At 34.9% G+C, this 11,904-nt stretch carries 10 protein-coding genes; 7 read left to right on the top strand and 3 right to left on the bottom strand.

Annotated elements, in window-relative coordinates:
* Window positions 1-244: 244 nt before the first annotated feature.
* On the bottom strand, window positions 245-925 hold the full coding sequence (locus EV142_RS19950) for a DUF4294 domain-containing protein (protein ID WP_132037606.1): 681 nt from the start codon (window positions 923-925) through the stop codon (window positions 245-247).
* Window positions 926-1,006: 81 nt separating this feature from the next.
* Between EV142_RS19950 and EV142_RS19945 the strand changes: the two genes are divergently transcribed.
* The 6 genes from EV142_RS19945 to EV142_RS19920 all read left to right on the top strand — a co-directional run bounded on the left by EV142_RS19945 (window position 1,007) and on the right by EV142_RS19920 (window position 9,735).
* Complete coding sequence (locus EV142_RS19945; protein WP_132037605.1) at window positions 1,007-2,095, top strand: M42 family metallopeptidase; 1,089 nt, start codon at window positions 1,007-1,009, stop codon at window positions 2,093-2,095.
* 69 nt (window positions 2,096-2,164) lie between these two features.
* Window positions 2,165-2,845, top strand: a complete 681-nt coding sequence (locus EV142_RS19940; RefSeq protein ID WP_132037604.1) for a response regulator transcription factor — start codon at window positions 2,165-2,167, stop codon at window positions 2,843-2,845.
* Window positions 2,842-4,203 carry a sensor histidine kinase gene (locus EV142_RS19935; RefSeq protein WP_132037603.1) on the top strand — a complete coding sequence of 454 codons (1,362 nt, stop codon included), beginning with the start codon at window positions 2,842-2,844 and terminating at the stop codon, window positions 4,201-4,203. Before EV142_RS19940 ends, EV142_RS19935 begins: the two co-directional genes overlap by 4 nt.
* 84 nt (window positions 4,204-4,287) lie before the next feature.
* On the top strand, window positions 4,288-5,535 hold the full coding sequence (locus tag EV142_RS19930; protein ID WP_132037602.1) for a TolC family protein: 1,248 nt from the start codon (window positions 4,288-4,290) through the stop codon (window positions 5,533-5,535).
* 12 nt (window positions 5,536-5,547) lie between these two features.
* Window positions 5,548-6,633, top strand: coding sequence for an efflux RND transporter periplasmic adaptor subunit (locus tag EV142_RS19925; RefSeq protein ID WP_132037601.1), 1,086 nt, complete (start codon window positions 5,548-5,550; stop codon window positions 6,631-6,633).
* 3 nt (window positions 6,634-6,636) lie between these two features.
* Window positions 6,637-9,735 carry an efflux RND transporter permease subunit gene (locus EV142_RS19920; protein WP_132037600.1) on the top strand — a complete coding sequence of 1,033 codons (3,099 nt, stop codon included), beginning with the start codon at window positions 6,637-6,639 and terminating at the stop codon, window positions 9,733-9,735.
* 207 nt (window positions 9,736-9,942) lie between these two features.
* Here EV142_RS19920 and EV142_RS19915 read toward each other — a convergent pair whose 3' ends face one another.
* Window positions 9,943-10,323: an ankyrin repeat domain-containing protein gene (locus EV142_RS19915; protein WP_132037599.1), complete on the bottom strand. Its 381-nt coding sequence runs from the start codon at window positions 10,321-10,323 to the stop codon at window positions 9,943-9,945.
* 511 nt (window positions 10,324-10,834) lie between these two features.
* Between EV142_RS19915 and EV142_RS19910 the strand changes: the two genes are divergently transcribed.
* Window positions 10,835-11,374: an SRPBCC family protein gene (locus EV142_RS19910; protein WP_132037598.1), complete on the top strand. Its 540-nt coding sequence runs from the start codon at window positions 10,835-10,837 to the stop codon at window positions 11,372-11,374.
* Between the two features lie 73 nt (window positions 11,375-11,447).
* Here EV142_RS19910 and EV142_RS19905 read toward each other — a convergent pair whose 3' ends face one another.
* Entirely contained in the window at window positions 11,448-11,828 is a 381-nt protein-coding gene (locus EV142_RS19905) for an ankyrin repeat domain-containing protein (protein ID WP_132037597.1), read from the bottom strand.
* Window positions 11,829-11,904: the final 76 nt, after the last annotated feature.

Below are 11,904 nucleotides of genomic sequence, written 5' to 3'. Positions count from 1 at the left end.
TATTGTTACAGGACCTCCCAAACAACCAACTTTAAAGTCTTAGCTCACGCAAAGGCGCAAAGTTTATTCTTTAATACTTATATATAGCATACCTCCTTTGAAAACTACTGCCATAGCCCCGATGTTTCTTAAACCTAAATTCCAAATTCCAATACTCTTGTTGTAATACGTATAAAAACAAACCCGACAGGTTTTCAAAACCTGTCGGGCTGTGGGAGTGAAATACTACATTATATATAGGAGTCTATTTTTTGTTGAGTGTTTTTGCTTTTGATTCCCAATGATTCATAAGATCGTCATAGTTTACGGGATTTGCAGATTTCTGATTCATTAATCGACCGGACTCAAATGCTCTTACAAGAATGGTTTCTATCAGATAGTCTTCGTTGGATTCATAGGGTTTATATTCCGTTTTTAAACTGATGTCAAATAAATTGGCGGTGGTATTGGATACAAAGGCCTTAAAACCGCTCTTTAATGTACGAATGAGTTCATAGGTGGTGATACCGGTTTGTCGGTGCACGAGCTTTACGAGAATCTGCCCTTGTTTACGGGAAAGTTTCTTTAGCCTTGCTTCGAACTCATTATTAAGGTAGTCTTCTACAATCTTAAAATACTTCTTTTTTTCACGATTGGTTTTTAATCGCGCCATTCCCTGATTTAAAGCTGTTAGTCTATCGGCAGCTAATTTTGCATACGGATACACTTTATAAACCCGGTTTTGAAGAATCAAAAACTGCTTTTGTGCTTCGGGATCTAATTTTTCTTTGGAAATGATAATCTCGGGTAATTCAATTGTATCGTTTAAAATTGAATCCTGTTCGGTCAGTATATAACCCATTTCCTGATTTTGTTTAGGCGTCACCTGTGCCTGACTTGTAAACGAAATCATAATAAAGAATAAAATGCAGTAGGTAAATCTCATTGAATCATAATTTAAGTGTAAAATTATATATTTATACACAACTCTAATACCAAATTTATAAATTAGCAAAAAAATATTTTTATGAGCACAGCATCTATCTTAAAAGATACCTCAATTGCTTTCCTGGAAAGCTACCTAAATAACGCCTCTCCTACCGGCTACGAAAGCGAAGGCCAAAAACTTTGGATGAATTATTTGAAACCTTATGTAGATACTTTTATTACGGACACTTACGGAACGGCTGTAGGAGTTATTAATCCTGATGCACCTTTTAAAGTGGTTATTGAAGGTCATGCCGATGAAATTTCATGGTACGTGAACTACATTACTGATGATGGTTTATTATATGTAATCCGAAATGGTGGTTCTGATCATCAGATTGCACCATCGAAAAGAGTTCATATTCATACCAGAAAAGGAATTGTAAAAGGTGTTTTTGGCTGGCCGGCAATTCATACCCGCTTACGTGATAAGGAAGAGTCTCCGAAAATCAGCAATATTTTTATTGATTTAGGCTGTGAAACCAAAGAGCAGGTTGAAGCAATGGGGGTTCATGTTGGTTGTGTGATAACCTATCCTGATGAATTTATGATTCTGAACGAAAACAAATTTGTTTGTCGTGCCATAGATAACAGAATGGGTGGTTTTATGATTGCTGAAGTGGCTCGTTTACTTCACGAAAATAAGCAAAAATTACCTTTTGGTTTATATATTGTAAATTCGGTTCAGGAAGAAATTGGTTTACGCGGTGCCGAAATGATTGCACATACTATCAAACCAAACGTCGCCATTGTAACTGATGTCTGCCACGACACTACAACACCGATGATTGATAAAAAAGTAGAAGGTGATCTTAAAATGGGGAAAGGCCCTGTTATTGCTTACGCTCCGGCAGTACAAAACAAATTGCGTGATTTAATTGTTGCTACTGCTGAGGAAAATAAAATACCGTTTCAGCGCCATGCAACTTCGCGTGCGACAGGAACTGATACAGATGCTTTTGCCTACAGTAACGGCGGTGTAGCTTCGGCATTGATTTCTCTTCCGCTGCGTTATATGCATACCACTGTTGAAATGGTACACAGAGAAGATGTAGAAAATGTGATTCAGTTGATTTATGAATCACTGTTAAAAATTGAAAATAATGAAACTTTTTCTTATTTCAACTAAGAGAAAATAAAAACGTTGGTTCGGTTATTTGACACGATTAAATAACCGGACTGACCAATACAAAACAGCATGAAGATTTTACTACTCGAAGACGATTTTACTTTATCGAAAGAAATCTCAGCGTTCTTTACCTCAAAGGAATTCGAGTGTTTCCCTTATTACGATGGTTCTTTATTATTGAAAAAATATGCTGCCTATGATTACGATTTAATAATCCTCGATATTAATGTTCCGGGAATAAACGGAATCGAAGTCTGCAAAGGTATTCGGGAAACAGATAAAAAAACACCGATCATTATGCTGACCGCTTTTAGCGAAATTGAAGATAAATTAGCTTCTTTTGACAATGGTGCAGATGATTATCTGGTTAAGCCTTTTCACTTTGAAGAATTATATGCCCGTATTTCCTCTTTATTAAGGAGAAAGGAAATTCCGCAACAAGTTGAAAAGAAAATCATGATTCAGGATCTGGAAATTCAGGAAGAAGAAATGAAAGTATTTCGTTCGGGAGAAGAAATCAAACTAACACCGAAAGAGTTTAAGCTTATTCTAATTCTGGCGCATGCCAGAGGCAAGGTTTTATCGAAACAATTTATTGCCGAAAAGCTCTGGGATTACCACATAGAAACCAATCAGAATACGATTGAAGTTTATATCAATTTTTTACGAAAGAAAATTGATAAAGACCATGAAACAAAATTGATCCGAACCAAAATTGGTTACGGCTATTATTTAAGCGATCAGGAATGACATTAAAAAACAGGATATCACTTTTAGTCAGTTTATTATTTACAATCCTCTTTGGATTGGCTTCTACTGTGATATTCATTTTATATTCCAATTACAGAAAAGAAGAATTCCGCGACCGCTTAGAAATTAAAGCCCTTTCGAACATTAAGCTTTTAGTAAATGTCAAGCAGATAGACAATCAGCTTTTAAAAATCATTGATCAAAACTCGATCAATAAATTGTATGATGAAAAGACCTTAGTTTTTGATTCGAATTACAAACTTATTTACAGCAGTATAGATGATGCTAAAATCAACTGGTCTGTTGATGACCTGAAGTATTTAAAAAAAAACAAAACTTTCTTTAAACAACAGGGAGATTATGAAGTATATGGTGTTTTTTATGATACAAATGATAAAGATTTTTATGCGCTGATCTCCGCAACAGATGATTATGGAAAAAAGAAATTACTTTTTCTGCGTTATACATTAATTTTATCTTACATATTTTTCACCTGTGTATGCTGGGTGGCAACTTCTTTTGCCGTCAGAAAGATAATGAATCCCCTGAATGCTTTTCATCAAAAGATAAAAAACATAAACGAAAACAATCTTGACACGCGTGTTGAGACCAAAAGCAGTAAAAATGAAATTGATCTGATCGCCAATGAATTTAATTTCATGATGGACCGTATTGAGGTTTCGTATCAGAAACAAAAAGAATTTACAGCACATGCCTCGCACGAACTCAGAACACCACTGTCCCGAATTACTTCTCAAATAGAGAATGTAGCCGCAGACCGTAAAACGACTCCTGATAGTAAATCGTTTTTAAAAACGATTTTATCTGATGTCAATCAATTAACGGAACTAATCAACTCTTTGTTGATTTTATCTAAGATCGATACTAAAAATCACGAAAACAATGAAGTGCACCGCATGGATGAAATTCTGTTTTCTGCCATCGAAAATCTGAATAAAAGCTTTCCGGACTTTGTTATTTTATTTGAAATAGAAGAAAATGAAAATCTGGATACTGCATTAGAAATAAAAGGGAATAAAAACCTGCTGGAGATTGCTTTGAGCAATGTCTTAAAAAATGCCTGTGTCTACTCGGATAACAAACAGGCAAAAGTGAAAATAAGCTCCGATGATGAAAAGCTTATTCTTTCCATTTCAAATACAGGTACTACGTTAAATGAGGAAGAGCAAAAAAATCTTTTTCAGCCTTTTATGCGTGGGCAAAATTCAAAAGGAACAACCGGATTTGGCCTTGGACTAAGAATAGTTCAGCGTATATTGACCCTGCACAAAGCAACCATAAGGTACTATGCATCAGACATTAACACGAATTTATTTCAGTTAATTTTTAATTTGTAAGCATTTTTAAGCTAATTTTAAGGTAGATTTTAAGCACTCTTAAAGTCTGCCGATAGCATATTTGTACAAAATAAAAATGATACAATGAGAAAACTATGTTCATTATTACTACTTGTACTGTTCAATCAGGTAGTTTTGGCTCAAAATGCAGTTAAACTTCAGGACTGTGAAAGCCGATTTCTAAAAAACAATCTCTTTTTATTGGCCTCTCAATACAATATTGATGCCTCGAAAGCACTAACCATTCAGGCGCGTATTTGGGACAATCCCACTATTACAGCTGAATTAAATGCCTATAATCCGGAGAGAAATCAATATTTTGATATTGGTAAAGAAGGCCAGAAAGCATTTGGCATCGAGCAATTGATTTATTTAGGCGGAAAAAAACGCAATGAAATAAAATTAGCGCAAACCAATGAAAAACTGGCAGAATTACAATTTAATGATTTGCTAAGGAACTTAAAATTGCAATTGCGAAAAAGCTTTTTTACGGTTTATTACAACACCAAAAGTCTTGAAACTACTGACAGGCAGCTCGTTCATATTGAGGATTTGGTGAATTCTTATTCGATTCAGGCGCAAAAAGGAAATGTTCCTTTGCGGGATGTTGTTCGTTTACAATCGTTGTTTCTAAACTTCAAAAACGAACGTATGGAAGTAGTAAACAGCAATATAGAGGAACAGGCTAACTTGAAATTATTATTGAATACAACAGAAAATGTAGTTCCGGATGTTTCCGGTGATGATTTTAATAAGTACACAAAAACAATTCCCTTTGATCTTAAAAGCTTTGAAACTGACGCTATTGCCAATCGTCCTGATTACTTAGCCAAACAAAAAGATATCGAAGCAAACGAACTGAATGTGAAATGGCAAAAATCGCTATCGATTCCGGATATTACTCTGGGTGCAAACTATGATCAGAGAAGCGGTGCTTTCAATAAAGAAGCGAATCTTACTATTGGAATTCCGCTGCCGTTATGGAACAAAAACAAAGGGAATATTAAATATGCACAAACGATTTTAGAACAGTCAAAAATAGAAAAACAAAATTTTGACCTGCAATTGCAGACTGAAATAACTTCGGCATGGAATAAATGGGATGAATCACGAAAAAACTACATTGTTATAAAACCAACGGTGAACTCAGATTTTGAAGCTGTTTACAATGGTATCCTAACCAATTTCCAGAAAAGAAATATTAGCCTCCTAGAATTTACTGATTTTATGGAAAGCTACAATCAGGCGGCCATTCAGGTAAATGAACTCAAGAAAAAAGTGGTGCTTTCCGGGGAAGAGTTAAATAGTACAATCAACAAAGACTTATTTTAAAATTATATCAAGATGAAATATAAACTAATTATAGGAATCGTTCTTGTGAGTTTATCAATTGCAAGCTGTAAAAAGGAAGTCGAAAATCCTGAAACCAGTACCTCTTTTGCATTAAGTGATGCAATGCTAAAAACGACTACAACTGCCGAAGCTCAGACACAACCGGTAAAAAATGAACTGAATTTTTACGGAAAAATCACAGCTGACAACAATAAAATGATTGATGTTTATCCGCTTGTGGGAGGTAATGTGGTAAAAGTAAATGTAGAACTTGGGGATTACGTGCGTAAGGGACAAGTTCTGGCCACCATAAAAAGTACTGATATCGCCGATTTTGAAAAACAATCTATAGATGCAAAAAGTGATTTACTGGTAGCCAAAAATGGTTTGAAAGTAGCCCAGGAATTATTTGACGGAAAACTAAACTCTGAAAGTGATGTCCTTCAGGCCAAATCGGAAGTAAATAAGGCGCAGTCCCAGTTGAATAAAATTCAGGAAACCTATAAAATCTATAACATCAGAGCGGGTTCTATTTATGAAGTAACCGCTCCGATTAGTGGTTTTATTATTCAAAAAAGTATCAATCAGGATATGCTTTTACGAAATGACCGCTCTGAAAACATTTTTGACATTGCTGAAATCAGTGAAGTCTGGGCATTAGCCAATATTAATGAAATTGACATCAATAAAGTAAAATTAGGCATCGATGCCGATGTAACTACATTAAGTTACCCGGATAAAATCTTTAAGGGAAAAGTAGATAAGATTTTCAATGTAATCGATCCGGAAACGAAAGCCATGCAGGCCCGGATAAAACTAAAAAACACCGATTATTTACTGAAACCGGATATGAATGCAAATATAAAATTATCTTTTAGTGAAGGAAAAAACATGATTGCAATTCCAAGTAAAGCGATTGTTTTCGATAAAAGTAAAAACTTCGTCATGATTTTTAAAGACCGAAACAATATCGAAACGAGACAGGTTGAAGTTTACAGACAGGTTGGTGACACTACTTATATTTCAAGTGGCTTAAAAGAGAATGAAAAAGTCATCACCAACAATCAGTTATTTATTTATCGCGCTTTAAACGAATAAGACATGAACAAATTCATACGAAATATTATTGCTTTTTCGCTAAAGAATAAAGCGTTTACCTTTTTTTGGGTTGGATTACTGGCCGTTGCAGGATTTATTTCTTTTAAGACCATGCCAATTGATGCTTTTCCGGATGTTACGAATACTCAGATTATAATTATTACCCAATGGAACGGAAAGAGTGCTGAAGAAGTAGAACGTTTTGTTACTTCTCCTATTGAAATCTCCATGAACTCGGTGCAAAAAAAGACCAGTGTCCGCAGTATTACGATGTTTGGTTTATCTGTAATTAAAATCATTTTTGATGATGGTGTAGACGATACTTTTGCCCGTTTTCAGGTAAACAACCTGCTTAAAAATGTATCACTTCCCGATGATGTTGAACCGGATGTTCAGCCTCCTTATGGTCCGACGGGTGAAATATTCCGATATATTGTAAAAAGTGACAGCAGGGACAGCAGAGAATTACTGACGTATCAAAACTGGGTCATCGATAAACAACTTCGTGCACTTCCCGGTGTTGCCGATTTGAATGTATTTGGCGGTCAGACCAAAACCTATGAAGTTGGTGTTGACCCTATAAAACTGGCTAAATATAATATTACACCGCTACAGGTTTACAATGCCGTCAATTCGGGAAATCTAAATGTTGGTGGTGATGTTATCGAAAAGAACGGTCAGGCTTTTGTAGTGAGAGGTGTTGGTTTATTAAAATCCATTTCTGATATTGAAAATATTATTGTGGATGACGCTCACGGAAATCCAATTCTGGTTAAAAATTTAGCCAACGTTTACGAAAGCGCCATGCCAAGGGTGGGACAAACAGGAATAGGAAAAAATGATGATGCCGTTGAAGGTATAGTCGTAATGCGTAAAGGAGAAAATCCGCAGGAAACCCTGGCACTGATTAAAGATAAAATAAAAGACCTGAATGAAAATATTCTTCCAAAGGACATTAAAATAGAAACTTTCTATGATCGTGACAATCTGATGAATTTCACGACAGAAACGGTCATGCATAATTTATTTGAAGGTATTATTCTGGTTACCTGCGTAGTATTTCTTTTTATGGCCGACTGGAGAACCACTTTAACCGTTTCAATTGTTATTCCGTTGTCCTTGTTATTTGCCTTTTTGTGCCTGAAAATGATGGGAATGAGTGCCAACTTACTGAGTTTAGGCGCCGTCGATTTCGGAATTATCATCGATGGTGCTGTAGTGATGGTGGAAGGATTGTTTGTGGTTTTAGACCATCGGGCGCATCAATTGGGTATGACGGCTTATAATAAAATTGCCAAAGGCAGCCTGATTAAAAAAACGGGAGCCGAAATGGGTAAAGCCATCTTCTTTTCAAAACTAATTATTATAACTGCTTTGCTGCCTATCTTCTCGTTTCAGAAAGTAGAAGGAAAAATGTTCTCACCCCTCGCCTACACCTTAGGATTTGCTTTAATGGGTGCTTTACTTTTCACCCTGACACTGGTTCCGGTTTTATCGCACATTTTATTAAATAAAAATGTAAAGGAAAAAAACAATCCCTTTGTTAATTTCTGGAATAGAATTGTCGGTAAAGGATTTGCGTGGACATTCAGACATAAAACAAAAACGCTTATTGCTTCAATCGCAATTTTAGTAACGGTCTTTTTTTCAGCTTCCTTTTTAGGGACAGAATTTTTGCCTCAGTTAAATGAAGGTGCATTATGGGTTACTGCAGAGCTTCCTATGAGTACTTCCCTGCCCGAAAGTGTAGAAACTGCCGCCATGATCCGAAAAGACCTGGAAACATTTCCGGAAGTCAAAAATGTCTTATCGCAAACAGGAAGAAGTAACGACGGAACGGATCCGAATGGCTTTGGTTTTATACAGCTTCAGGTCGATTTAAAGCCCAAATCAGAATGGAAAAGAAAAATTTCCATGGATGATTTAATTAACGAAATAGATAAAAAATTAAAAGTCCATCAGGGAATTACCTATAATTATTCACAGCCTGTAATTGATAACGTAGCAGAATCTGTCGCCGGTTTCAAGGCCTCCAATGCAGTAAAAATTTACGGGGATGATCTGGATAAACTTGACGAATTATCAAATGAAGTTTTAAAACAAATAAAAGATATTCCGGGTATTAAAGATGTCGGTATTCTTAGGAATGTCGGTCAGCCGGAAATAAGTGTAATTCTGGACCGGGATAAAATGGCGGCTTACGGAGTGACTCTCAGTGATGCCCAGGCGGTTCTGGAACTTGCTTTCGGTGGAAAAACGGCTACTCAAAAGTATGAAGATGAGAAAAAATTTGATGTCAGGGTCCGTTTTTCTAAAGAGTATCGTAAAGATGAAAATGACATCAGTGAACTTAAAGTCCCTACGATCAGTGGTATAAAAATCCCTTTGAAAGAAATATGTGATATCAAGACGATTACCGGTCCTGCTTTTATTTACAGAGATAACACCAAACGTTTTATCGGGGTTAAATTTTCAGTTCGCGACAGGGATTTAGGAAGCACGATTGCAGAAGCACAGGCAAAAGTGGCCAAAATGAAACTTCCGTCAGGATACACCGTAGGCTGGACAGGAGAATTCGAAAATCAGGTTCGTGCCAGTGCACGTCTGGCGCAAGTCGTTCCAATTAGTTTAATCGGGATTTTTGTCTTATTGTTTATCCTTTTTGGAAATATTAAAGATTCCTTACTCGTTTTAGCCAATGTACCGTTTGCCATAATCGGTGGAATTATTGCTTTACACCTTACACGTATGAATTTCGGAATCTCGGCAGGAGTTGGTTTTATCGCCTTACTTGGAATATGTATCCAGAACGGTGTGATTCTGATATCTGAATTTCATCACAATATGAAGTCCAAATTAACACTGGAGGAATCTATATTTCTGGGGGTTAAAGCCAGAACGAGAGCAGTAGTGATGACAGCCCTTATGGCTTCAATAGGTTTAATGCCGGCCGCCATTTCAACAGGAATTGGTTCTGAATCACAAAAACCACTGGCAATTGTAATTATTGGAGGACTAATTACGGCAACGATTTTAACTTTACTGGTTTTCCCGATTATTTTCTGGGTATTCAACCGTAAAAAAGATGTTCCTATTGAATAAGAATTTTAAAAGAAATTAATTGGTTAAATTAATTTGGTTTGGTTTAAAAAGAAAAAGCATCATTAGTTTATAATGGTGCTTTTTTGATTTTACGAACTTTCAATAGCTACCTATTTGCAGTTCATAAACATTTTTAAACAAAAAAACGGCCTTCTGCTCAAAGAAGGCCGTTTGATTATACTAACTCAAACTCTTTTAAACTAATTCTTATTTTAAATCTTTTAAAATAGCAATAGCATCAGTAGCGTTTGATAATTGTGCATATTTCAAAGCTGTATATCCTTGTTCGTTTTTATCAGAAGGACGAGCGCCACTAGCTAATAAAAGTTTAATAATTTCAACTCTGTTATAACGAGATGCAGTCATTAAAGGAGACATATCGCCTGATTTTTCGTTTACATTAGCTCCGTATTCAATAAATTTTTTCACTACTTCAACATCTCCTTTGCTAACAGCAACATTCAATGGAGTTGAATCGTATAGAGATAGTACAACTTGTTCGTTAACAACTGCTTTTTGATTTGAAGCCATTGAAACATTTGCAAATGTTACTAAAGCTAATCCTAAATAAATAACTGAATTTTTCATAATGGTTTTGTTTTGTTAAAATTGATTGATAAAATATGATTGATGATCTTAAATACTATGCAAATGTAAATTAAAAATCAGTATATTGTATTACAAGGTACTATGTTTTAACCAATTCTTAACGTTTTGTTAATGATTCCTAAATAACACTATGTAATTTTGACTAATTCTGTATAATAGACGATGCAAAGGTAGAAATGTTACACATATTCGAATATTTTTTAAAAATAATCATCAAATATTTTGAAAATTGCAAAACTAAAACATTACTTTTTTAACTTTACTTTAAAGTTATGTTCAAAAAAGAGTTCTTTTTTTAATTAAAACCAAATTTTTGGCCAATAATTCATACTAAAATCATCTAAATTATTTATTTTTAAAAAAGAATAAAAAATAAGAAAATACTTAAAATATCATGATCCGTTTTTATAAAGAAAACGGCTAAAAAAACAAATAAAAGTCATTCTAAACATACAATAAAACATTTTAAGTAACTTTTAAAATCAAAAATATGGAAGTTCTAAAAAAAATTCTGACAGCATTAATCTTAATTGTATCAATTGTATTAATTGCGGCTTACTTTATGCCAAAAAATTATGCTGTAGCAAGAGAAATTATCATAAATAAACCTGCCGACACTATTTTTAATTATGTCCGGTATTTAAGAAATCAAAACGAATTTAGCGTCTGGGCAAATATAGACCCGAAAATGAAATCGACTTATAAAGGAACCGATGGAAAGGTCGGAGCTGTATCGGCCTGGGAGAGCAAAGTAAAAGAAGTTGGTGTGGGCGAACAGGAAATTACAGAAATTACAGAAGGAAAACGCCTGGAGTTCGATCTTCGTTTTAAAGAACCAATGAATGATACCGCCGTTGGTTTTATGTCAACCGAAGCTATAGCAAATAACCAGACTAAAGTAAAATGGGGAATCGAGGGCGTAATGCCTTATCCTATGAACATAATGATGCCCATAATGAACATGGACAAAATGATTGGAAACGATTTACAAAAAGGACTCGAAAATCTCAAAGCAAAAATGGAACACTAATTTAAGCTTATTAAAAAAAGCGCAATTTAAATTGCGCTTTTTTTGTTACCAAATAGTACTGAAAGTTATACTTTTATTTCAGCCCTTTCAAAATAGCGATACATTCTGTAGATTTTGAATATTCTGCAAACTTTAAAGCAGTAAGTCCTTTGTCATTCTCTACCGAAGGTTTAGCGCCGCTTTCCAGCAAAATTTTAACAATTTCCGGATTATTGTAACGAGCTGCAAGCATCAGAGGCGACATGTCTCTTACAATTTTATTTACATCTGCACCGTACTCAATGCATTTTTTAACACCTTCAATATCGCCTTTGCTGATAGCAAAATGCAATGGTGATCCGTTGGAAATTGTGAATTCGATTTGACCTTCTACTGAAGATTTTTGACTTGAAGCCATTGCTACATTTGCAAATGCCAGTAAAGCTACTCCTAAAATAATTACTGATTTTTTCATGATAATTGTTTGTTAAAATGATTGATGATTATGATGATTTAAATATAAACCTGTTTAATTAAATAACGGTTATAAT

Source organism: Flavobacterium circumlabens, from assembly GCF_004345565.1.
Lineage (GTDB): Bacteria > Bacteroidota > Bacteroidia > Flavobacteriales > Flavobacteriaceae > Flavobacterium > Flavobacterium circumlabens.
Note: the sequence above shows the minus strand (reverse complement) of the source record. Positions and strands in the feature narration are given on the sequence as shown.

Bases quoted from the DNA above. Each gene is read 5' to 3' on its own strand.
- EV142_RS19910 (WP_132037598.1), top strand. From the start codon at position 10,835: ATGGAAGTTCTAAAAAAAATTCTGACAGCATTAATCTTAATTGTATCA.
- EV142_RS19925 (WP_132037601.1), top strand. From the start codon at position 5,548: ATGAAATATAAACTAATTATAGGAATCGTTCTTGTGAGTTTATCAATT.
- EV142_RS19940 (WP_132037604.1), top strand. From the start codon at position 2,165: ATGAAGATTTTACTACTCGAAGACGATTTTACTTTATCGAAAGAAATC.
- EV142_RS19905 (WP_132037597.1), bottom strand. From the start codon at position 11,828: ATGAAAAAATCAGTAATTATTTTAGGAGTAGCTTTACTGGCATTTGCA.
- EV142_RS19950 (WP_132037606.1), bottom strand. From the start codon at position 925: ATGAGATTTACCTACTGCATTTTATTCTTTATTATGATTTCGTTTACA.
- EV142_RS19945 (WP_132037605.1), top strand. From the start codon at position 1,007: ATGAGCACAGCATCTATCTTAAAAGATACCTCAATTGCTTTCCTGGAA.
- EV142_RS19915 (WP_132037599.1), bottom strand. From the start codon at position 10,323: ATGAAAAATTCAGTTATTTATTTAGGATTAGCTTTAGTAACATTTGCA.
- EV142_RS19930 (WP_132037602.1), top strand. From the start codon at position 4,288: ATGAGAAAACTATGTTCATTATTACTACTTGTACTGTTCAATCAGGTA.
- EV142_RS19935 (WP_132037603.1), top strand. From the start codon at position 2,842: ATGACATTAAAAAACAGGATATCACTTTTAGTCAGTTTATTATTTACA.
- EV142_RS19920 (WP_132037600.1), top strand. From the start codon at position 6,637: ATGAACAAATTCATACGAAATATTATTGCTTTTTCGCTAAAGAATAAA.